The sequence below is a fragment of the Umezawaea sp. NPDC059074 genome, assembly GCF_042738955.1.
Lineage (GTDB): Bacteria > Actinomycetota > Actinomycetes > Mycobacteriales > Pseudonocardiaceae > Umezawaea.
Genome location: NZ_JBHYHC010000027.1, coordinates 23,443 through 45,182 on the forward strand (window position 1 = coordinate 23,443; position 21,740 = coordinate 45,182).

The 21,740-nt window shown below is 71.6% G+C and carries 20 protein-coding genes; 11 read left to right on the plus strand and 9 right to left on the minus strand.

The features are described from left to right. The first annotated feature begins 97 nt into the window (after positions 1 to 97). Positions 98 to 1,144, plus strand: coding sequence for an aldo/keto reductase (locus ACFWW9_RS15005; protein ID WP_390376744.1), 1,047 nt, complete (start codon positions 98 to 100; stop codon positions 1,142 to 1,144). 4 nt (positions 1,145 to 1,148) lie between these two features. Here the strand turns inward: ACFWW9_RS15005 and ACFWW9_RS15010 are convergent, their stop codons facing one another. Further along, the gene (locus ACFWW9_RS15010; RefSeq protein ID WP_390376747.1) at positions 1,149 to 1,727 is read right to left on the minus strand and encodes a TetR/AcrR family transcriptional regulator; all 579 of its coding nucleotides are present in this window, start codon (positions 1,725 to 1,727) and stop codon (positions 1,149 to 1,151) included. A 91-nt stretch (positions 1,728 to 1,818) separates the two neighbouring features. Between ACFWW9_RS15010 and ACFWW9_RS15015 the strand changes: the two genes are divergently transcribed. Continuing rightward, positions 1,819 to 2,265, plus strand: coding sequence for an anthrone oxygenase family protein (locus tag ACFWW9_RS15015; protein ID WP_390376750.1), 447 nt, complete (start codon positions 1,819 to 1,821; stop codon positions 2,263 to 2,265). Between the two features lie 60 nt (positions 2,266 to 2,325). After that, a complete protein-coding gene (locus tag ACFWW9_RS15020) occupies positions 2,326 to 3,105 on the plus strand; it encodes a hypothetical protein (RefSeq protein WP_390376753.1) in 780 nt (259 codons plus the stop codon). On the opposite strand, the gene ACFWW9_RS15025 is transcribed toward ACFWW9_RS15020, so the two are convergent. The 4 genes from ACFWW9_RS15025 to ACFWW9_RS15040 all read right to left on the minus strand — a co-directional run bounded on the left by ACFWW9_RS15025 (position 3,090) and on the right by ACFWW9_RS15040 (position 6,946). Beyond that, a complete protein-coding gene (locus ACFWW9_RS15025; RefSeq protein WP_390376756.1) occupies positions 3,090 to 3,623 on the minus strand; it encodes a hypothetical protein in 534 nt (177 codons plus the stop codon). The genes ACFWW9_RS15020 and ACFWW9_RS15025 overlap by 16 nt on opposite strands. A 9-nt stretch (positions 3,624 to 3,632) precedes the next feature. Continuing rightward, positions 3,633 to 5,741, minus strand: a complete 2,109-nt coding sequence (locus tag ACFWW9_RS15030) for an MMPL family transporter (RefSeq protein ID WP_390376759.1) — start codon at positions 5,739 to 5,741, stop codon at positions 3,633 to 3,635. 2 nt (positions 5,742 to 5,743) lie between these two features. Then, on the minus strand, positions 5,744 to 6,316 hold the full coding sequence (locus tag ACFWW9_RS15035) for a TetR/AcrR family transcriptional regulator (RefSeq protein WP_390376761.1): 573 nt from the start codon (positions 6,314 to 6,316) through the stop codon (positions 5,744 to 5,746). A 132-nt stretch (positions 6,317 to 6,448) separates the two neighbouring features. Continuing rightward, positions 6,449 to 6,946, minus strand: a complete 498-nt coding sequence (locus tag ACFWW9_RS15040; RefSeq protein ID WP_390376764.1) for a MarR family winged helix-turn-helix transcriptional regulator — start codon at positions 6,944 to 6,946, stop codon at positions 6,449 to 6,451. Positions 6,947 to 7,030: 84 nt separating this feature from the next. On the opposite strand from ACFWW9_RS15040, the gene ACFWW9_RS15045 reads away from it, so the two are divergent. Next, positions 7,031 to 7,681, plus strand: a complete 651-nt coding sequence (locus ACFWW9_RS15045; RefSeq protein ID WP_390376767.1) for an NADPH-dependent FMN reductase — start codon at positions 7,031 to 7,033, stop codon at positions 7,679 to 7,681. 40 nt (positions 7,682 to 7,721) lie between these two features. On the opposite strand, the gene ACFWW9_RS15050 is transcribed toward ACFWW9_RS15045, so the two are convergent. Beyond that, positions 7,722 to 8,267, minus strand: a complete 546-nt coding sequence (locus ACFWW9_RS15050; protein ID WP_390376770.1) for a carboxymuconolactone decarboxylase family protein — start codon at positions 8,265 to 8,267, stop codon at positions 7,722 to 7,724. Positions 8,268 to 8,438: 171 nt separating this feature from the next. On the opposite strand from ACFWW9_RS15050, the gene ACFWW9_RS15055 reads away from it, so the two are divergent. The 3 genes from ACFWW9_RS15055 to ACFWW9_RS15065 all read left to right on the plus strand — a co-directional run bounded on the left by ACFWW9_RS15055 (position 8,439) and on the right by ACFWW9_RS15065 (position 10,981). Continuing rightward, positions 8,439 to 9,029, plus strand: a complete 591-nt coding sequence (locus tag ACFWW9_RS15055; RefSeq protein ID WP_390376773.1) for a MarR family winged helix-turn-helix transcriptional regulator — start codon at positions 8,439 to 8,441, stop codon at positions 9,027 to 9,029. A gap of 69 nt (positions 9,030 to 9,098) precedes the next feature. Further along, entirely contained in the window at positions 9,099 to 9,767 is a 669-nt protein-coding gene (locus ACFWW9_RS15060; protein WP_390376776.1) for a type 1 glutamine amidotransferase, read from the plus strand. After that, positions 9,764 to 10,981 (plus strand): MFS transporter, encoded by a 1,218-nt coding sequence (locus ACFWW9_RS15065; RefSeq protein WP_390376778.1) that lies wholly within the window; start codon positions 9,764 to 9,766, stop codon positions 10,979 to 10,981. The genes ACFWW9_RS15060 and ACFWW9_RS15065 overlap by 4 nt, the downstream gene beginning before the upstream one ends. Here the strand turns inward: ACFWW9_RS15065 and ACFWW9_RS15070 are convergent. Next, positions 10,950 to 11,552, minus strand: a complete 603-nt coding sequence (locus ACFWW9_RS15070; protein WP_390376781.1) for a MarR family winged helix-turn-helix transcriptional regulator — start codon at positions 11,550 to 11,552, stop codon at positions 10,950 to 10,952. The two genes, ACFWW9_RS15065 and ACFWW9_RS15070, sit on opposite strands and share 32 nt — an antisense overlap. Here ACFWW9_RS15070 and ACFWW9_RS15075 point away from each other — a divergent pair. After that, a complete protein-coding gene (locus ACFWW9_RS15075) occupies positions 11,551 to 11,847 on the plus strand; it encodes a hypothetical protein (RefSeq protein ID WP_390376784.1) in 297 nt (98 codons plus the stop codon). The two genes, ACFWW9_RS15070 and ACFWW9_RS15075, sit on opposite strands and share 2 nt — an antisense overlap. Here ACFWW9_RS15075 and ACFWW9_RS15080 read toward each other — a convergent pair. After that, the gene (locus ACFWW9_RS15080; RefSeq protein ID WP_390376787.1) at positions 11,826 to 14,192 is read right to left on the minus strand and encodes a ricin-type beta-trefoil lectin domain protein; all 2,367 of its coding nucleotides are present in this window, start codon (positions 14,190 to 14,192) and stop codon (positions 11,826 to 11,828) included. The genes ACFWW9_RS15075 and ACFWW9_RS15080 overlap by 22 nt on opposite strands. A gap of 379 nt (positions 14,193 to 14,571) precedes the next feature. On the opposite strand from ACFWW9_RS15080, the gene ACFWW9_RS15085 reads away from it, so the two are divergent. The 3 genes from ACFWW9_RS15085 (at position 14,572) to ACFWW9_RS15095 (ending at position 18,493) form a co-directional block, all read left to right on the plus strand. Beyond that, entirely contained in the window at positions 14,572 to 16,035 is a 1,464-nt protein-coding gene (locus tag ACFWW9_RS15085; RefSeq protein ID WP_390376790.1) for an arabinofuranosidase catalytic domain-containing protein, read from the plus strand. 67 nt (positions 16,036 to 16,102) lie between these two features. Further along, positions 16,103 to 17,605, plus strand: a complete 1,503-nt coding sequence (locus ACFWW9_RS15090; protein WP_390376793.1) for a non-reducing end alpha-L-arabinofuranosidase family hydrolase — start codon at positions 16,103 to 16,105, stop codon at positions 17,603 to 17,605. Positions 17,606 to 17,707: 102 nt separating this feature from the next. Next, positions 17,708 to 18,493: an alpha/beta fold hydrolase gene (locus ACFWW9_RS15095; protein ID WP_390376796.1), complete on the plus strand. Its 786-nt coding sequence runs from the start codon at positions 17,708 to 17,710 to the stop codon at positions 18,491 to 18,493. 42 nt (positions 18,494 to 18,535) lie between these two features. Here ACFWW9_RS15095 and ACFWW9_RS15100 read toward each other — a convergent pair whose 3' ends face one another. Further along, a complete protein-coding gene (locus tag ACFWW9_RS15100) occupies positions 18,536 to 21,676 on the minus strand; it encodes a DUF4132 domain-containing protein (RefSeq protein ID WP_390376798.1) in 3,141 nt (1,046 codons plus the stop codon). Between the last annotated feature and the right edge of the window lie 64 nt (positions 21,677 to 21,740).

The window sequence follows — 21,740 nt, forward strand, 5'->3', positions numbered from 1 at the left end:
GTAGGACGGCTGTTCCCAGGAAGTGCTTTCCCTTATCCCCCGCCCGCGCCGGTCGCAGGCTGGTGCCCGTCCACGACCACGAGCACGGGAGAACACGATGGCGCTCACCCTCGACACCTACCGGCTGCTAGGCCGTTCCGGGCTGCGGGTCTCGCCGCTGGCACTGGGCACGGCGACCTTCGGCAACGAGTGGGGCTGGGGCTCCGAGCCGGACGACGCGCGCACGCTGTTCGAGACCTACGTGGAGCGCGGCGGCAACTTCGTCGACACCGCCGCCTCCTACGGCGGCTCCGAACGGCTGCTGGGCGACCTCACCCGCGGCAGGCGCGAGGGCCTGGTGCTGGCGACGAAGTACTCCACCCTGCGCACGCCCGGCGACCCGAACTCCGGCGGCTCCCACCGCAAGAACCTGGTCGCGTCCGTGGAGCACAGCCTGCGCGCGCTCGACACCGACTACCTGGACCTGCTGTACGTGCACGTGTGGGACGCCGCGACACCGGGCGAGGAGGTCCTGCGCGGCATGGACGACCTGGTCCGGCAGGGCAAGGTCCTGTACGTGGGGATGTCCAACGCCCCGGCGTGGGAGGTCTCCCGCCTCCAGGCGATCGCCGACCTGCGCGGCTGGTCACCGCTGGTGGCGTTGCAGATCGAGTACAGCCTCGTCAACCGGGCCGGGGAACGGGACCTGATCCCGATGGCCGAGAGCCTGGGGCTCGGGGTGCTCCCGTTCTCGCCGCTGGGCGGCGGGGTGCTGTCCGGCAAGTACACCCGCGCCGACCTGACCCCGTCGGGGGAACGCGGCCGCAAGAGCTTCAACGCCGGACTGGGCATGGTCACCGACCGCACGCTCGCCATCGCCGACGTCGTGCGCGAGGTCGCCGTCGAGGTGGACCGCATGCCCGCCCAGGTCGCGCTGGCGTGGAACCTGGGACGGCCCGGCGTGACGGCACCCGTCATCGGCGCCCGTACACCCGAGCAGTTGCGGGGAAACCTGGACGCCCTGACGCTCGACCTGACCGACGACCAGACGGCCCGCCTCGACGCGGCCAGCGCCCTCGACCTCGGCTACCCGCACGACGTGCTCACCGGCGACCACCTCCGCGCGGTGATGTCGGGCGACCTCACGGTCGAGAGCCGCCGCTGACCGGTCAGAGCACGGCGAGGCGGTCCACCAGCAGTTCCGTCCGCCGCTCGGCGTCTCCCGGAGGCAGCCGTCCGGCGCGGGTCAGGGTCGCCAGGCCGTGCAGGGCCGCCCAGAACACCTCGGTGAACAGTCCTGGGTGGACGCCGTCGCCCGCGACCTCCCCCAGGCATTCCAGCAGGGCGGCGAAGGCGTCCTTCAGGGGTTCCGGGGTGGCTTCCTCGGCGAACGCCAGACCGCCGTCGAGCTGGAACATGGCGTCGTAGACCGCCGGGTTGCGCGTGGCGAAGTCGAGGTAGGCGCGGGCCAGCGCGGTGACCCGCGCTCGTGGGCCGTCCGCGGCGGCGGTCGAGGCCCTCAGCGCCACGGCCATCTCGGCCGCGCCTTGGATGGCGACGGCGCCGATGATCTCGCGTTTGCCGCGGAAGTGGCTGTAGAGGACGGGTTGGCTGTACTCGATGCGCTCGGCGAGCCGTCGGGTGGTGACCGCGTCCCACCCCTGCCGCTCCGCGAGTTCACGGGCCGTCGCGACGATGAGGCGTTCGCGGTCCGCCCGGTCGCGCTCCTTGCGTTCCTGTACCGACACGGGTCGATCCTAGCACTGCTAGACAAGAGAGCGGCAGTAGCGCTAGCGTTGCAACATCACCTGTCAACGCTAGACAACTGGAGCGGTCCCCATGCTCAACGCACTCGAGGTGCTCACCACCGTCGTCGTCGGCGTGATGGTGGGGGTGGAGTTCTCCGTCGCCTTCGTCATCAACCCGATCCTCGACAAGCTCCCGGACGACAGCTACCTCAGCGGCCGTGCCCACGGCGGCCGGATGCTCGGCGCCGTGATGCCGGTCTGGTACATCGGCTCGCTCGTCCTCGCCGCGGTCTGGGCCGTCGCGGGCTGGAACGACGGCGGCGCGGGGCTCGTCGTCACCGCGGCCGGGCTGCTGGTCGTCAGCGTGGTCATGTCGATCCTGCTGCTCGTCCCCATCAACAACCGCACCAAGAACTGGACCCCCGAGACCCGGCCCGCCGACTGGAAGGAGCAGATGAACCGGTGGGACCGCTTCCACTACGTCCGCGTCGCCGTGATCATCGCCGCCTTCGCCCTGCTGGTCGCCGCCCGCTCTTGAGGAACGACCGCCGCGCCCGGCACGTCCGAGGACCGTGCCGCAGTCAGGGAGGGACCTTTCGTGACCGACGTGGTGAGGGGCTGGGAACTCGTCCGGGACGGCGACGTCGAGCACTACCGGAAGCGCATGGCCAACAACGTGGCGGTGCTCGCGACCTGGCACGGCGACCGCGGCACGGTGGAGGCGTGCGTCGAACCGCTCGGGATCGGGCGGACGCTGACCCGGAGCCGCACGGAGTTCCGCGACAGGGAGTCGTTCTGGACCGCCGCGCGGTGCGTGGTGGACCTGGCCGCGAACCTGCCCTCGCTGGGCGCGGGCGGTGAGAGCCCCGCCGACCCCGTCCTGTTCGGCGAGGTCGCCGGGCACGTCGAGGCCGAGCCCGGCTCGGGCGGCGCACCGGAGGCCGAGCTGACGTTCACCCTGGTCGAGGGCCGCCGGGTCACGCTGGTCCTGTCCGACGAGCAGGCGTTCGACCTGTGCTCGCGGATCACCGGGCTCGACAGCCGCGTGTGGTCCGAACAGCGCGAGGAGCGGGACTTCGGCGAGACTTCGGACGCCGAGGTGCCCGACGTCGGCGAGGTCGAGTCGGGCCCGGACACCGGCCACGACGTGGTCGTGCTCCTGGAAGCCCGGTTCGGGGTCACGGCGGACCACCTCATGGCGCACGTCGACTGGTCGGCCCTCATCGTCGTGGGCGAGCCCGCCGTGAGTTCACTGGTCGAGCGGGGCGAGGAGGTGCGCGCCGCGCTGGAGCCGCGGTGGTACCCGGTGGTGGTCGACCGGCCCGGCGAGCGGTGGGTGGTCCTGCGCCGCACCGGGCTGTTCTACGGCGAGGACTGAACGCGCGCGGTGTGCAGGATCGGGTGGCGCGCGAACGCGTCCACCAGCGCCTCCGGTCCCCCGAGGCTCGCGTGGTCGTCGTCCCACAGCACCGAGTAGAGCCACGAGCGGTCCGCCGGGAACACCAGGTTGGGCAGCGAGCCCTTCCAGAACGCCCCCGGTCCCTCCCGCCGCCACGTGGCGGCCTGCCCGGGTCCGGCCTCGACCAGGACGTAGCTCCACCCCGCGTACAGCGTCACCACCGGCGCGTCGGGGAAGACGAGGTCGTCGGCCCCGGTGTCGAGGTAGCCCAGCCACCACGGCCGCGCCGCCCACCGGCTCAGCAGGGCGACGACCGTGCGGTCGTGCTCCTCCTGCGCCGCGTCGTCGGTGGGCAGCGGGATCGTGGCGTAGGCGTCGAACACCGGCGGAACGGCCGCCGCGATGGTGCGGCTCGCCCGCGTGCCGTCCACGATCCACGCCACGTCGTCCTGCGTCCCGACGCGCCACGTGCCGCCGTCCTTGGTCCTGGTCACCATCCCGCCAGGCTAGGACGTGCTCGCCTCCAGTTCCGGCGACGGGAGCCCGCGGAGCCACCGGGGCAGTCGCCAGGCCGCGTCACCGAGCAGGGCGAGCGCCGCGGGCACGACGACCAGGCGCAGGACGATCGCGTCGAGCAGGACGCCCACCGCGAGGGCGAAGCTGATCGGCTTGATCGTGGACTCGCTGTCCGGCACGAAGCCCGCGAACACGGCGAACATGATGGCGGCCGCGGCGATGATGACCGGTGCGGCCCTGGTGAACCCGAGCGCGACGGCCTCTCTCGGATCGCCGCCGCCGGTGCGGGCTTCGCGAATCCGCGAGACGAGGAAGATCTGGTAGTCCATCGCGAGCCCGAACAGGATCGCGACGATGAGGATCGGCGCGAGGCTCATCAACGGCCCCGTGGGCTCCGCGTTGACGACCTCGGCCAGCACTCCCCACTGGAAGACCGCCGTGGTGGCTCCCAGGGTCGCGCTGGCCGTGAGCAGGAAGCCGAGCACGCCGACCACCGGCACGAGCACCGACCGCGACACCAGCACGAGCAGCACCATGGCCAGCCCCGCCACGAGCAGGACGTAGGTGAGCAGGGCGTCGGTCAACTGCTGCGACACGTCGATGCTCACGGCGGTGCCGCCGGTGACGGAGAAGTCCACGCCCTCGAAGTCGGCGCGCAGCGCGCGGATGCCGTGCACGAGGTCGACCGTGGCCACGTCGTCCGCGCCGTGCCGCGGGATGACGGTGATCAGCGCCGCCGACCCGTCCCCGTTCGGCCGGGGAGGGGCCGCCACCGCGACGCCGGGCAGGGCCGCTACGCGCTGGCGCACCTCCGCGGCGCGGTCGACGGACGCCGCGCCGTCCACGAGCACGAGCAGCGGGGCGATCCGGCCCTCGCCGAACTGGTCGGCCAGCACGCGTTCGGCTGTGGCCTGGGTGCTGCCCACGTCGGGGCGCGAGGTGAGCGAGGTCCGCGTCGACAGCACGGGCAGCGCGACCACGACGAGCGCCGAGACCGCGAGGACCAGGCACAGCCTCGGACTCTCGACGACGCGCCTCGCCCAGCCGCTGACGAACCTCCGCTCCCCGCCGCCGATCCGCACCCTCCGCGGGCGGCCGGGGTTGGCGCGCTCACTGACGAAACCGAGCATCGCCGGGACGAGCGTGACGGCCACGGCGACGGTGAGCACGACCGTCGCGGCGGCGGCCAAGCCCATCTGGGTGAGGAAGGGGATGCCCGCGACCGTCAGCCCCGCCAAGGCGACGGCGACGGTGAGCCCGGCGGTGAGAACGGCGGACCCGGCCGTCGCGACGGCCGTCGCCGCGGCTTGCTCGACAGGTGCGCCGTCGCCGAGTTCCTGCCGGAAGCGGCTGATGATGAACAGGGCGTAGTCGATGCCGACCGCCAGGCCGAGCATCACCGCCAGCACGGGCGTGGTGGACTGCAACTCCACGAACCCGGTGAGCGCGGTGATGCCGAAGACGCCGATCCCGACACCGACCAGCGCGGTCAGCAGGTTCATGCCCGCGACCACCAGCGATCCGAAGGTGAGCACCAGCACCAGGAAGGCGACCACGACGCCGATCGCCTCGGCCGACCCACCGCCGCTCGCGGGCGGTTTCAGGGCCGTGCCGCGGACGTCGACGGTGAGGCCGTCCGCGCGGGCCCGCTCGACCGCGTCGAGGAGCGCTCCGCGCTGCGCGTCGGTGATCTCCGGCGCGCGGACCCGGTAGGTCACCGTGCTGTAGGCGACGGTCCGGTCCTCGGACAACGCCCCGCCCGCGGGGTCGAGGGGATCGCTCGCCGTCGCCACACCGGGCAGGCTCGCGAGGTCCCCGACCAGGTCGCCGACCTTCGCCGCCGTCGCCGGATCGGTGAGCGCGGCGGCCCGCACCACGACCTGCGCCGAGCCGGACCCCGCGGTCTCGCCGAACTTCTCGCGCAGGAGGTCCAGCGCGGTGGTGGACTCCTGTCCGGGGATCTCGAACGTCGACACGGTGGTCGCGGCCAGGGTCGCCGAGCCGACGAACGCGGCGATCAGCAGGGCAGACCACGCGAGCACGACGACGGCACGGCGGCGCACGCAGGCCAGCCCGAGTCGGTACAACCGTTGCGCCATGGTCAGTTCTCCCCCTCGGACCGGGTGTGGCCCAGCGCGTCGTAGCCCACGGCGACGAGGTTCCCCACCGCGGCGTCCGTGGACAGGTACTGGCTCAGCGAGACCCGCGCGACGGTGAGCGCGCCCACCGCGCCGACGACCCGCACCGCCCGGTCGAGGCCGGTGTCGGGGCCGACGAGGAACGCTTCGACGATGGCGTCGCCGACCGGCTCCAGGAGTGCCACGTCGCTCGCGGTGGGTTCCTGCAACAGCCGCCACAGCAGGAGAGCCATGAAGCCCGGCCACCGGATCGCCATCCGCGCGAGCCCGGTGAGCACCGCGTGGTCGCGCTCGGCTCCCGGCCCGATGTCGGCCACGTCGCGGACGATCCCCGTCAACGCGGACAGGCACCGGTCCACCACGGCGCGCTGGAGGGCGTCCTTGGACGGGAAGTGGCGCAACAGCCCGCTTTTGGAGTACCCGACCGCGTCCGCGACGCGCTGGAGGGAGGTCTCCTCGAAGCCGTAGCGGGCGAACAGGGCGGCGGTGCGGTCGATGATCTCGTCGTCGATCTGCTGACGGGTCTGGCGAGGCATGCGACCACTATAGTCACATTGCGACCAAGTTGGTCGCACAATTCTGCGGGCACACGGCAGACCTCGAGGAACCCGCTTTTCGGCATGCCTGAAGAGGACTCCGGACGAGGAAGTCGGAAGAGCGGCAGTCCCCTACTTGGGGTGCGGGCGGTTGCGGTCGACGATCTCGGCCAGCGTGGCCAGGAAGCGGTCCCCGTCGTCGGCGTCGAGGAAGTCGGTGAGGTGGGCGAGTTCGGCCGACGCCTCGAACTGGAACGCCCTGGCCGTGCCGCGGCCGAGGTCGGTGAGGACCACTCGCAGTGAGCGGCGGTCGCCGGGGACGGCCGAGCGGTGCGCGAGGTCGCGGCGTTCGACGCGGTCCATCAGGCCGGTGAGCGCGGCCTTCTCGACGCGGAGGATCTGGGCCAGGTCGGCCATCCCGCGCGGCCCGTCCAGCAGCAGGCACAGGAGCCGAGCCTGGACGGGGGTCAGGTCGTGGCGCAGCGCCACACGGGTCTGGACGGCCTGGACCAGGTGGCTGAGCTGCACCAGCCCGCCCGCGACGTCCACGACGGGGCCGGTGACGGCCGTGGTGCAGCGCTCGGCCGCACAAGCCTCGGTGGCGGCCGTCGCGGGCGCTGCTCGTTCCACCGGGGTCACTTTACCCTCCGCATACAGTTAAGGTCGCGTACAGTACGTTGTGCGAACTGTTCTAGCGCGATGAGGAGAACGTCGATGGCGAAACTTCTGGTGATCACGGCGAGCACCCGCCCCACCAGGGCGGCCGACCGGGTCGTCCCCTGGGTGCTGTCCCACCTGCGGGAGCACGCGGGCTTCGACGCGGAGCTCGCGGACCTGCGGGACTGGCCGCTGCCGTTCTTCGCCGAGCACTCCGGCACCATCGGCGACCTGGCCGACCCGACCTACTCCGAGCCGCTCGTGCGGGCCTGGAACAAGAAGGTCAAGGACTCCGACGCGTTCCTGGTCGTCACCCCGGAGTACAACCACAGCGTCCCGGCCGCGTTGAAGAACGCCATCGACACGGTCTGGCTGTCGTTCGGGTTCCGGCACAAGCCCGTCGCCACGGTCGGGTACAGCGCGGGCATCGGCGGCGGGATCCGCTCCATCGAGCACCTGGCGCAGATGTTCGTCGAGACCGAGGCCGTCCCGCTGCGCAACGCCACCGTCATCCCGTTCGTCAACGACGCGTTCGACGAGCACGGCCAGCCCGTCAACCCGATGACCGCCGCGAGCCTGACCATCACGCTCGACGACCTGGCGTGGTGGACCTCCGCACTCGCGAAGGCCCGCGCCGAAGGCGAACTCCCACCCGGCCAGCTCCGCGCACGGGCCGCCATGGCAGCCATCACCGCCGCCCGCGGCTAGGACGGCGGTGATGGCGGTGATGGCGGCACGATCCGAGTGATCAGTGACCGAGGGTCGCGTCGACCGCGGGGAAGTCGAGCTGCGTCTCGCCGACGGAGTTGAAGTAGTTGGTGAAGGTGTTGAGGGCCACCGCGGCGACGATCTCGCCGATCTCGCCGTCGTCGTAGCCCGCGGCGCGCACGGCGGCGAGGTCGGTGTCGGCGACGAAACCCTTGGTGGAGATGACCGCGAGGGTGAAGCGCAGCGCGGCCTCGACCTTCGGGTCGGCGGCGCGGGCGTGGCGGCCCGACACGAGGTCCTCGTCGCTGACGCCGGCCCGCGCGCCCAGGACGGTGTGGGCCGCCAGGCAGTAGCCGCACTCGTTGGCCACGGCCGTGACGAGCGCGATCTGCTCCTGGACCGCGGCGGGCAGGCGCCCCTTGGACAGCGCGCCGCTGAACGACAGGTAGGCGTCGAGCACGGCCGGTGAACTGGCCATCGCCTTCATCATGTTCGGCGTCACGCCGAGGGCGCGTTCGACCTTGTCGAGCAGGGCGCGGGTGCGGGGTTCGGCGGTGGCGGGGTCGACGACGGTGAGACGAGGCATGACAGGGGTTCCTTCCGAACGGAGCATTACTTGGCAGTGCCAACTATAAGGACCCGACCGTGGACCGCAAGACCCCGTGCGCCACGTCACAAGAGGGGTTTCACCAGGGCGCGACGCACGGGCCGCGGTGCGTACCATCCAGGTGATGAGGAGTCCTACCCGAGGTGTTCGATGACGGCCGACCTCGATCGGCGGGTGGCGGACGCGGTCGAACGCCTGGGGCATGGACTGCGCTCGCTGGCCCAGCACAGCGCTCGCGCGCAAGGCCTGTCGCCGTTGCAGCAGCAGGTGGTGCTGGCCCTCACCCGGCAGCCGCTGGCCAGGCGCGAGGTCAACACCCTCGCCGCGGAGTTCGACGTCACCACGCCCACGCTGTCGGACGCGGTCGGGTCGTTGGAGCGCAAGGAACTCCTGACCCGCTCCCCCGGTTCGGACGGGCGACGACGCCTGCTCACGTTGACCGAACGCGGCGAGGAGGTCGCCCGCGAGCTGGCGTCGTGGGACGAGCCTTTGCTGTCCGCGCTGGCGAACCTGTCACCGGAGAGCCGGGCGACCACATTGGACAGTCTCCTGCACGTCATCGCGGACCTGCACCGCCGAGGCGTGGTCAGCGTCGTGCGCATGTGCACCACGTGCCGTTTCTTCCGCCCCGACGCGCACTCGGACCCGGCCGCGCCGCACCACTGCGCCCTGCTGAGGACACCGCTGCCGCTCGCGGAGTTGCGGACCGACTGCCTGGAGCACGAACCGGCCGCCGTCTGACGATCGGTAGGACTCCTACCGGTAGTGTGGCATGCTGGTGCCGTCGACAGCGCGGAAGAGGAGGTCGCCGTGCGAGCGGTGGTGGTCCAGCACGTCCCGTTCGAAGGTCCGGGCCTGATCGCCCCCGCGCTGGCCGCCGTCGGCGCGGACTGCCGGGTCGTCCGGGCCTATGACGGGGAGCCCCTGCCGGACGCGGCGGACCTCGACGTGCTCGTCGTCATGGGCGGCCCCATGGGAGCGTTCGACGACGACGCCCACCCGCACCTGGCACGGGAACGCGACCTCATCGCGAAGTGCGTTGGCCTCGACAAACCGGTCCTGGGCGTGTGCCTGGGCGCGCAACTCCTCGCCGCGGCCTTGGGCGCACGGGTGTGGCAGGGCCCGGACCTGGAGGTCGGTGTCGGCACGGTCGCGCTCACGCCCGCCGGGCTCGCCGACCCGGTCCTCGGGCCCGCGGGACCACGGCCGCCGGTCGTGCACTGGCACCACGACACGTTCGACCTGCCCGAGCACGGCGTGCGGCTCGCGGGCTCGGACCTGTACCCACAGCAGGCGTTCCGGGTCGGCTCGTCGTACGGCTTCCAGTTCCACGTCGAGTTCGACGCCGACGCGCTCGAAGCGACCGCACCGCACCTGCCGGCGGGAACCACCATCACCCCGGACGAGATCCACGCCGTGGCCGCGGAGGGCGAGCAGGTGCTCAGGCGTTGGGCCGAGCACGTCGCGGGTGACCGGTGACGCGATCGGCGTTGCGCGGCAAGGACTTCCTCCGGCTCTGGGCGAGTTCGACCGCGTCCGGCCTGGCCACGTGGGCGCTGCCGTTCATCCTCGGCCTTGCGGTGCTCGACCGGTCGATCGGTGCGGTGGAACTGGGCGTGGTCCTGGCCGCGCGCACGGCGGGGTTCCTCGTCGCGGTGCCGGTGGCCGGGGTGCTGGCCGACCGGTACCCACGACGGCGCATCCTGCTGTGGGCGGGCTTGGTCGCCGCTGCCGCGTCACCCCTGATCGCACTGGGTGTGGGGCGGTCGACGGTGGTGATGGCGGTGGCCGCCGCGGCGGTGGGAGCGGGCCAGGGCGCGTGTCGCCCCGCGTACCAGGCGCTCGCGGCGGAGGTCGTCGCCGAGGACCGGCGGCAGCAGGCGAACGCGGCCATGACGTTGTCCGTGCGGGTGACCACCCTCGTGGCGCCCGGTCTCACCGCGCTCGTGGCGGTCTTCGTCGACACCCCCGTCCTGCTGATCGCGACCGGCGTCCTGTGGCTGGTCGCCGCCGTCCTCCCGCCCGCGGGCACCGCACGGGTGGCGGTCACGACGACCCGTCCCCGCTTCACAGCCGACTTCGTCGACGGCCTCCGGGAAGCCCGCAGGCACCCGTGGTTCCTGGCCGGTCTGGGCGCGCTGACCGCGGTGATCGCCACCGGCTACTCCGCCACCGGTGTCGCGCTGCCGCTGGTGAGCCGCGACCGGTACGGCACGGAGGCCGTGCTCGCCGCGGCCCTGACCGCGTACACGCTCGGCGCGCTCGTCGGCGCGGTCCTGATGGCCCGCTGGCGGCCGCGTGCCCAGGGGTGGGTGGCGCTCGCGGGTCTCGGCGTCTACGGGTTCGCGCCGCTGAGCCTGCTGCTCCCCGTGCCCGCGGCGGTCGTGGTCGGCGCGTACGTCGTGGCGGGCCTGGGGATCGAACTGTTCAACGTGCCGTGGTTCACCGGCACCCAACGGGAGGTCGAGCCCGCGAAACTGGCTCGGGTGTCCTCACTGGACTTCCTGCTCTCCTACGGCCTGGCGCCCGTCGGCCTCGCGCTGATCGCCCCGGCCATCGACCACTTCGGGGCACGCCCGGTGCTGGCCGTGTGCGCCGTCGTCTGCTTCGCCGCCCCCGCGGCCGCCGCGCTCGTGCCGTCCACGCGCGAGTTCCGGGCGGCTACTCCGCGGGTTGGTGGTCCGGGCAGGTGACCCGCAACTGAGCGTCGCCGAAGGGCGCGTCGACGAACCCGCAGTGGTGCGGGTGGCGCGCGTCCTCCGGGTGGGCGTCCGGCTGGAAGAACCGGCAGGTCAGGCACATGCGGGACACCGGGATCGCGTGCCGGTCCTGCAACCCCTTCACGACGGCGGCGGTACCGCGGAGCATCGCGGCGAGGTCCGCCTCCGACAGCACCGAGAACGCCTCGCTCATCGCCCGCGACACGTCGCCGAGCCGGCCAGCCTCCGACTCCCCCTCGGGCGTCAGCCGCACGACGATCGCCCTGGCGTCCTTCTGGTCGCGAACACCTTCCAGGAGTCCTTTGGCGCGCAACGACTTCACGGCGTCGGACACGGTGGGCGGCGTGGACGCGAGCGCCGCCACGATGTCGCCCTGCCTGCGGGGCAAAGCTTCCTCGGCGAGGAAGGTGACGATGTCGGCCTGCAAGGGGGAGAGGTTGTGCGGCCCGTTGTTGCGCCACGCGTCCATGCGGATGGCTTGACCGAGCCGCGCGATCCCGACCAGGAGCTGCTGCGCCGGGGGCACACCGGGCACCTCCGACATGGAACTCCTCCACCGCACGACTCAGCGGGCCCGCCGCACCGACAGCCGCATCCTACGCGCCACCACCGGACCCGCCCGTGGACGGCGAGCGGAGGAGGGCCTGCTTGTCGGGTTTGCCGCGGGCATCGTGACGAAGGAGCTGTTCAGCGTCCTGGTCGTGGTCGCGCTCGTCACGACCGTCATGGCCACCCCGATGCTCACGTGGTGGGACCGCCGCGACCGGGCCCGCCACCACGCCGGAGCCGAGCGTTCCCTGAGCACGGCTACTCGCGGTCACCCGCGGCTCCACCGCTGAGCGCTCCCCCCGTCGCAGGTGGCGAGGACCACGGGTGCGCCGTTGGCCGTGGAACCTCCGTTCGGGGCGAGGCAGAGGCCGGACTGGACACCGGTGACGGTGCCGTTCGAGTTGACGGTCCACTGCTGGTTCGCGCCACCCGTGCAGTCCCAGATGATCACCCTCGTGCCGGGCGCGGTGCTCTCGCCCTCCGCGTCCAGGCACTTGGTGTCGTACACCCGCAACTGCTTCGAGGACCCGAGGAACCACTGCTGGTTGGACCCGTTGTTGCAGTCCCACAGGGTCGTCTGCGTCCCGTTGGTCTGCGACGCGTTGGGCACGTCCAGGCAGCGGCCCGACGCGGTGTTGCGCAGCGGCGAGACCGTTCCGCCGCCACCGGAGCCGGGCAGCACGCTCAGGTTGTCGAACCGCGCGGTCTCGCCCTGGCTGATGCCGATGCCGACCTGGCCCGCCGCCAAGGTGGAGTCGGTCAGCGTCGCCACCACGGCCCCGTCCACCCGCGCGGTGATCGTGCTGCCCTCGAAGCCGAGCGCGAGGGTGTGCCAGCGGTTCGTGCCCAGCGCGGACGTCGTGCCACTGCGCAGGGTGGTGACCTGGCGGTTGGTGTCGTTGCGCAGGATCGACCACGCGCCGCTGTCGGCGACCCGGAAGTAGTACGCGTTCACCGCGCCCTGGTCGGTGGTCTTCTGCCCGCCGACCCGGCCGAGCAGCTCGACGTGCCCGGACTTCTCCAGCAGCACGTCGGCGGACACGGTGTAGTTGCTCCAGCCCACGTCACCCAGCAGCGCGTACGGCGCCGTCTCGGTCTTCCACGGGATGGCCTTCTGCGGTGACGCCTGGCGGACGCACGTCCCCGACCGCCCGCTGCCGCACGAGGCCGTCTCGAACGCGCCCTCCATGTCCATCAGGTACGCGGCCTCCTTGCCGGTGGCGTACCGCTCGAAGTCGTCGGCGTAGGGCAGGGCGAGCGACCCCGAGGACGGGCTGGTGGCGGTGCCCTTGCCCTGGCCCGAGGTGGTCGTGAGGCTGTAGAGGAAACCGGGCCGCACGCTCAGCGAGAACCGGCCACCGGAGGGCGTGATGTCGGCCGAGCGGACGAAGTGGCTGGACGTGCTGCCGGAGTTCAGGTCCGTCGACCACACCCGGACCGTGCCAGTGGACAAGCCGCCCGCGACGGTGAAGTCCATCGTCTGCGTGGCGGTCGCGTCCGCGGTCTCGACGATCGTGCTGTAGTCGGAACCGTTGGGGGACTTCAGCGTGACGTAGCTGCCGTTGGCGCGGTTGCCGCCGAGGTAGCCGCTGGAGGAGTCGAGGTACTTCCAGCCGGGGGCGGTGAACTGCGCGGTGTGGGCCAGCGCCCACACGTCCTTGCCCACCGCGTAGTGGCCGGACCACGGCTGGTTGGCCAGCACCAGGCCCACGGTCGGCCACGGGATGTTCGGCGTGGTCGCGGCGACCAGGTCCCAGTTGAGGTACGCGGTCATCTTCCCGTCGAGGTAGACCCGGTTGATGCCGCGCGCCAGCGGCTTCGCGCCGTCGTTGTAGTCCTGCGACCCGTTCTCGCTGGACCACAGCACCTTGCCCGAGGAGGAGACGTTCGACGGGACGGTGCACGAGGTCTGCGCGCTGAGGTAGCCGCACGTGTAGTGGGCGCTGAGCACGTCGACCGCGTTGCGGTAGGCGGTGTTGCCGGAGATCGGCCCCGCGGGACCCCAGTCGCCCGGATACGAGTCGCCCGCGATGACCTTCACCGAGCTGTAGCCGTTGGCGTTGAGGGCGTTGCGGACGTCGACCACCCACTGCACGCTCCACGCCTTCTCGTTCTGCGCTGCCGTCAGGTAGTCGATGGTCAGCCCGTGCTGCCGCGCGCACCCCAGCCAGCTCAGCAGGTAGTCGATCATGTCCTGGGACAGGAAGCTGCCGCCGCCGATCCAGCCCGGCGCGCCCCAGGGCAGGCCGACGAGCTTGATGCCGGGGTTGCGGGCCTTGGCCTGCTCGGCGATCCACCACTCGTACCCGCGGTAGCAGTCGAGGTCACCGCGGAAGTGGGAGTGGCTCGGCTCCGCGCCGCTGGTCGAGTTGGTGTCGCCGCCGATCTCGACCTTGAGGATTTGCAGCGTGGCCCCGTAGGAGGGCTTGAAGAGGTAGTCGAGGATCTGCCCGCGCTGCGGTTCGGGGTAGTCGATCAGCAGCCTGCTGTTGCCGCCACCGCCGCTGACCGCGCCGACCCCGTCGAAGGTGCGGCCTCCCGACGTCCCGTCGAGCGTGATCGAGGTGGCGGCCGCGGCGGGCTGCGCCACCGAGACCACGACACCACCGGACACCAGGGCCAGTACCGCGATCACGACCGGAATTCGCCACGACCAACGCCGTCGACCTGTGAGCAGCACGGTGCTTCCTCCTTCGCCTGGGCCACGTCGCCAAGAGCGCGGGAGCACGATGGGTCCTCTGTGGACGCCCGCCGTGCGCCGGTGGAGTGCCATGGTGGCAGCGCCGACTCGACCGGGTCAACGATTTCGCAAGATCGATGTTAGCGCTAAATATTTAGCTGAACGATCAGTTCACTCCATCATCACGGCAAATAAGCGGACGAATTCGGCAGAATTGCTCTATTCAGTCCACCGGCCCCGACTAGCCGCGAGCTAGATTGTGATCGCTAACATTCGGCACGCCGCTGTCAGCGGCCCGCCCGGAAGCGCCTTTCGCCCGTCCGAGGAGATCGCAATGAGGCTGTCATCCTTGATCCCGCCCGGCCGTCCGCGGCGCGTGGTCGTGTCCGTCCTGGCCGTGCTGCTCGTGACGGGGGTCGTCGGACCGCCCGCGGCGTCGGCGGCGACCGCTCCCCTGGTCGGCGTCGCCTCGGGGCGCTGCCTGCACGTGAAGGGCGACTCCGGCACGGCGGGGACCGCGCTGGAGATCGCGGACTGCACCGGCGGCAGCGCCCAGGCGTTCGAGTTCACCTCGGCGGGCGAGCTGCGGACGACGAGCGGCACCCGGTGCGTGGACGCCCAGAACGGCCAGACCTCGCCGGGCACGCCCGCGGTCATCTCGTCGTGCGACGGGCGCGCGACCCAGCAGTGGCGGCACAACAGCGACGGCTCGATCACCGGGTCCGGCTCGTGCCTGGACGTCAACGGCGCGGGTACGGCTAACGGCACCGCGGTCATCCTGTGGACCTGCCACGGCCGCGACAACCAGAAGTGGACCACCTCCGCGCCCCAGGCGAGCGGCCCGTGCGACCTCTACGCCTCGGGCGGCACGCCCTGCGTCGCCGCCCACAGCACGGTGCGCGCCCTCCTGCGCTCCTACGGCGGCTCCCTCTACCAGGTCAGGCGCGCGTCGGACAGCGCGACCAGGGACATCGGCGTGCTCACCACGGGCGGTGTCGCCAACGCCGCCGCGCAGGACTCGTTCTGCTCGGGCACCTCGTGCGTGATCACGGTGGTCTACGACCAGTCCGGCCGCGGCAACGACCTGTGGTACCAGGGGTCGAGCGTCGTGCCGGGGTCGAGCCAGAGCCGTCCGGCTACCGCGACCACGGAGTCGTTGACGGTCGGCGGCTCCAAGGCCTACTCGCTGTACATCAACGCAGGCAACAGCTATTGGCGCGACGGGCACCTGACGGGCGTCCCCACCGGCAGCGCGCCCGAGGGCATGTACATGGTCACCAGCGGCACGCACGTCAACAGCGGCTGCTGCTTCGACTACGGCAACAGCGAGACCACCCGCAAGGCCGACGCCGCGGGCGCGATGGACGCGATCAACTTCGGCAAGCAGTGCTGGTTCGGCGGCTGCTCGGGGTCCGGCCCGTGGGTGCAGGCCGACCTGGAATGGGGCCTCTACCCCGGCGGCAGCCAGAGCTGGAACCCCAACCAGCGGGCGTTCACGAGCAAGTTCGTCACGGCGGTGCTCAAGAACAACGGCACCTCGCGGTTCGCGCTCAAGGGCAGCGACGCGCAGTCCGGCGGCCTGACCACGCTCTACGACGGCGCCCTGCCGAGCGGCTACAGCCCGATGCGCAAGCAGGGGGCGATCGTCCTCGGCAGCGGCGGCGACTGCTGCAAACCCGGCGGTGGCGCGAACCTCAGCGCGGGCACCTTCTACGAAGGGGCGGTGGTGTCGGGCTACCCCTCCGACGCGACCGAGAACGCCGTGCAGGCGAACGTCGTCGCCGCGGGCTACCGCTGACCGCCTCCCGACTCCCACCCCTGCCACCTCGGGCCCCGTGCGGCCCTGATGTCGAAGGAGAACCACCATGACACCGTTGGGCCAAGCCCGGCCGACCGCACCACCCCGCCGCGGGGGTCGCGGCCGATGGGGTCGAGCGCTGACCGCCCTGCTCGCGACCGTACTGGCGACGGGCTCGGCGGTCGCGCTCGACACCGGCTCGGCGTCGGCGGCCACCGTCGACACCAGCGCGTGGTACGTGCTGGTGAACCGCAACAGCGGCAAGGCGATGGACGTCGCGGGCACCTCCACCGCCGACGGCGCGGCCGTCCAGCAGTGGGCTCGGCACGACCTCGGCAACCAGCAGTGGCAGTTCGTGGACTCCGGCAGCGGCTACTACAAGCTCAAGTCGAAGAACTCCGGCAAGGTCCTCGACATCGACAGCAAGTCCACGGCCGACGGCGCGAAGGTCCAGCAGTGGACGGACCTCAACGGCACCAACCAGCAGTTCAGCCTCGTGGACACCGACAGCGGCTACGTCAAGCTGATCAACCGCAACAGCGGCAAGGCGGTGGAGGTGACCGGCGCGTCGACCGCGGACGGCGCGGCCGTCGTCCAGTACGGCGACGCGAACGGGTCCAACCAGCAGTGGCAGCTCGTCAAGCTGGACGCCCCGAGCGGCTCGTGCTCCCTCCCGTCCAGCTACCGCTGGTCGTCGACGGGGTCGCTGGCCAGTCCGAAGAACGGCTGGCTGTCGCTCAAGGACTTCACCAGCGTCGTCTACAACGGCAAGCACCTCGTCTACGGGTCGAACGTCAACTCGTCGGCGTCGTACGGCTCGATGAACTTCGGCACGTTCACCAACTGGTCGGACATGGCCTCGGCGAGCCAGAACGGGATGAACTCCGGCACCGTCGCGCCCACGCTGTTCTACTTCGCGCCGAAGAACGTGTGGATCCTCGCCTACCAGTGGGGCGGGACCGCGTTCAGCTACCGGACGTCGAGCGACCCGACCAACGCGAACGGGTGGTCGGCGCAGCAGACCCTGTTCACCGGCAGCATCCCCAACTCCAGCACCGGACCCATCGACCAGACGTTGATCGCGGACGGCTCGAACATGTACCTGTTCTTCGCGGGTGACAACGGCAAGATCTACCGCGCCAGCATGCCCATCGGGAACTTCCCCGGCAGCTTCGGCTCGTCGTACACGCAGATCATGAGCGACACGACCGCCAACCTGTTCGAGGCGGTGGAGGTCTACAAGGTCAAGGACCAGAACCAGTACCTCATGATCGTCGAGGCGATGGGGAGCAACGGGCGTTACTTCCGCTCGTTCACGTCCAGCAGCCTGAGCGGGTCGTGGACGCCGCAGGCCGCCAGCGAGAGCAACCCGTTCGCGGGCAGGGCCAACAGCGGTGCGAGCTGGACCAACGACATCAGCCACGGCGACCTGGTCCGCAGCAACCCCGACCAGACCAAGACCATCGACCCCTGCAACCTCCAGTTCCTCTACCAGGGCAAGGACCCGAGCGCGGGCGGCGACTACAACCGCCTGCCCTGGCGGCCGGGTGTGCTGACGCTGCAACGCTGACGCCTGCCGGCGGGCCCGCCCCGAGCGGATCGCTCGGGGTGGGCTTGTCGGGCGTCGCATTCCGCGATGCGCCCACCACGGCCCTTCGCCTACTCTCGCAGCGTGTTCGCACTCGAGAGCGGTTCCGGCACCCCCGTGGTGCTCCTGCACGGATTCGGCCTTGACCATCGAAGCCTGCTCCCGCTGGAGCCGACGTTCGAGCGCTCGGGGGGCTGGCGGCGGATCTACCTCGACCTCCCCGGCGCGACCGGGTCACCGGCAGGCTCGGTGAGCAGTTCGCAGGAGGTCGCGGACGCGGTGGTCGAGGAGGTCCTGGCGCGCGTCGGCGACGAGCCGTTCGCCGTGCTGGGCAGCTCGTTCGGCGGGATGATCGCCCGCCACGTCGCCCACGAACTGCGCTCGCGGGTCCTCGGGCTCGCCACCCTGGCAGGCGTCTTCATCGCCCAGCACGACCGGCGGACCGTGCCGCCGAGAACGGTGCTGAGGCAGGACCCCGCTGTCGAGCCACTCCTCGGGGCTGCGCTCGACCAGTACCGGGAGGTCGCCGTGGTGGAGTCGCCGGACGACGCGCGAGCGTTCGCCCAGTACCTCCTGCCGGGCCTCGACGGCGCGGACCAGACCGCCCTGGACCGCATCACGAAGAACTACTCCCTCGACCACGAGCCCGAGGACAAGCACCCCGACCCCTTCGTGCGGCCGACCCAGCACATCACCGCCAGGCAGGACGACGTCGTCGGCCACTCCGACGCCTGGAACCGCATCGACCACTACCCGCGAGCGTCGTTCGCCTCCCTCGACGCGGCAGGCCACAACGTCCTCTTCGAACAGCCGGACCTGTGCTCGGCACTCGTCCTCGACTGGCTGGCGAGGATCCGGCAGGGCGACTAGCACCCGGCACGCCGCACGGGTGGACGTGCCGGGTGCCACGGGTCAGCTCGTCAACGTGGCCAGTTCGGCCAGCACCTCCGACGCCGTGACGGGACTCAGGTCGGCGAACGTGCCCCCGCTTCCGAGCAGGCGGACCTCGCGCAGCTGTTGCGGCCCGGACTCGTGCGGTTCGCCGACCACCAGGCCCGGATCCAGGGTCGCCTCGATCGCGCCGCCGTCGGGCAGCGGGCGGAGGATCTCGTTCTCGATGCCCGCGTCCATCGGCGAGCCGCGTTCCCACTCGCCCTTGGTCAACCGCAGCAGCCTGCCCACCTCCACGTAGACGCCGTCGACCCGGTGCAACTCCCGCGACGACAGCTCGGCCTCGGTGAACCGGAACACCGGTCGTTGCAGCTGCGCGAACGGCTGGAGGATCTCGTAGTCGGCGAACAGCTCGCCCCACGCCGCCAGGGACTCGCCCAGGTGCACCGGATGCGCCACCCCGACCAAGGCGTTGTCCGGCAGGACGAAAGTGTCGTCGTGGGCGTCCGCGAAGCTGTCGTCCTCGGCCACCCGGAACGAACTTCCGGCATCGGTGACCCACACCAGCCGCCGGACCAGGTGGCGCAGCAACGGGTGCTCGACCAGCAGCGCCCGGAACTCCGCGGCGGGCCACCGGCGTTCCCGGACCATCGACCGTTCCAACCGGACGACCTGGTCGCCCGCGATCGTCCGCACGTCCTTCTTCACCTGCCCGAACCGCTTGTGCTCCTCAACGGCCCCCTCACCGTCCTTCGCCCCCGGCTTCGGCAGGTCCTTGAGCCGACGCCCCGACTCGTCCAGCACGAACGGCTTGAGCTGCTCGTCGAACCCGATCGTGAACTGCCGCGTCCCGTAGTCGACGGTCATCCGCGAGGCGTCGTCCAGACCGAAGTGGGGCACCAGCCGGTCGCCCAACTGCTCGGCGGTCAGCCCCATCCCCTCCGCGACCTCTTCGATCTTCTCCTGCGCCCGGTACTTGATCCCGGCGAACTTGACCCGTTGCGCGATGCTGTTCAACGCCCCCAACGCCGTGTCCGTGCCGATCGCCGCCAGCACGTCCAACCCGACCACCGCCCGCGCGTGCTGGGACTCCCCCGGCCACGCGCGGATGAACGGCTCCAACGCTCGCGCAGTCCCGTCGTCGCCCAGCAGGCCGAGCGACGGCAGCACCCACCCGTCCTTGGACGGCATCCCGTTGGTGCGCCACACCTCGAACAACTCCCACGCGAACCGGGCGAGCGACGCCGGGTCGCACGCCGCGCGCACGGCCCCCAGTCCGGGGTGCTCCTCCTCCAGGGTGCTCAACGCCAGCAGCACCAGCAGGTTGCCGACGGCGTCGGCGGACAAGGCCTGGTCCGTCCCGCTCACCAGCACCGGGGGCAGCACGATCGGGTCGAGCCACTCGCCGATCTTCGGGGCCACCACCGACGGCACGGTCGCCAGCGCGACCTCGACAGCCTTCTCCGCCTCGGGCCCGTACTCGCGCGCCGCGACCGCGGCCTGCTCCGGGATCACCCGCAGCGCCGCCTCCGCGGCCTGCCGCGCCGCGCCCGGCTTGCCCACCGCGTCGGGCACCAGGAACCGGGCCGCGTGCTCGGCGTGCCGCCGCAGCCACTCCGGGGCGAACTCCTGGGCCGTCTTGAGCTTCACCAGCCACCTCGCGACCAGCTTCGCCGTCTTCAGCGACACCACCGGCGCCACCAGGACGTCCTTGTCCTCCCGCGTCAGCGCCGCGAGGGCCAGCGCGCTCGGGATGGCGTCGACCCCGAAGCGGGCCAGGAGCCGCTTGCCGTGGGCCGGACCGAGGGAGAGGGCGACGACGTCCCACCCCGCCACCAGGGGGCGCAGTTCCTCGACCGGACCGCGGAGGAACAGGTCGACCTGCTGAACGCTGTAGAGCGTCCCGGCCCGGTACTGCTCGAGGTGCCCGGACCAGTCGACGTCCTGGCGGTACCTGTCTACCCCGCCCGAGTACTCCTCCCGCTCACCGGGTTCCCACTCCACCGCCTGGTGGTCGACCGCCTTGAGCCCCTTCACCACCACCGGCTCCACGCGCACGACCTCCGTCACCCACGGCGGGTCCACGAGCACGGCGGGCAGTGCCTCCGCGGGCGCCACGGCGAGGGCCGCCGCGCGCACGGCCTCGGCCGCCTCCCGCGCGGCGTCGGGCAGGTCGTCGAGGTCGGCCAGGTCCGGATGGCTCTTGAGGTGCCGTTCCAGCAGCCGCCTCACCAGGGGGTCGCCGGACGCGGCGAACCGGTGCAGCGCCACGACGGGCTCCCGGCGGGACAGGTCGACCAGGGTGGGCAGCACCCGCTTGGCCTTCAGTCGGGTCAGCAGCGCGTCGAACGTCCCGGCCGTCGGGAACTCGGCCATCGCCTCCAGCACCATGTCCCGGACATCGCCGTCCAGTTCCGGGCTCGGGTCCAGGAGCACCGCGAGAGCGGGCATGGCGTCGGGGCCGATCCCGTCCACCAGGGTGTACAGGCCGTCCTTGCCGTGCCTCAGGTACCGCCCCACGGCTCGGGCGGTCAGGGCCCGCTCCAGCCTGTCGACGGTGTCGACCGAGTACGTCAGCAGCGCGAACGCTCGCACCCGGTCGTACCCACTGGCGTTGGACCGCTCGACCTCGTCGAACGCCTCGTCGACCCAGTCCCGCCGGTGCGGGAAGAGGTAGGCCGCGGACACCATCGAGCCCAGGTCGGTGCGGTCGGCGGCCACGGCCTCCTCGGCCGCCCGGTGCTCCGCGTCGGACGCCCGCGCCAGCAACGTCCGCACGCGCCGCGCCGTCCGCACCCCGGACCCGACCGGCACCGGAACGGAAACCCGCCTCAACTGGGTCCGGTAGGTCTCGGCGCGGCGCACCTCGACGGCGGCCCGCGCGGCGAACGCCACCCCGTGCTCCACCACCATCGCGTCGGCGGCCCACGACTCGGACCCCTGCAACACCGCCACCACCGCCGCGCCCAACGGCGTCACCTCACCGGCCAACTGCGCCCGTGCCGCGGCGACCAACACTTGATCACTGGACGGCTCGCTCAACACCGCCTCCACGGCGGCCACGTCCCCGGCCAGCACCGACCGCGCCCTCTCCAGCGCACCGACATCGACCTCGACGTCATCCCGCACCCCGCCACCACGCCGCACGTGAACGTGCGGCACCCACTTAGCGGGAAAGCCCGATCTGGACGTGCTCACATCGCCCCTTCCTCGTCTCCGACCACCG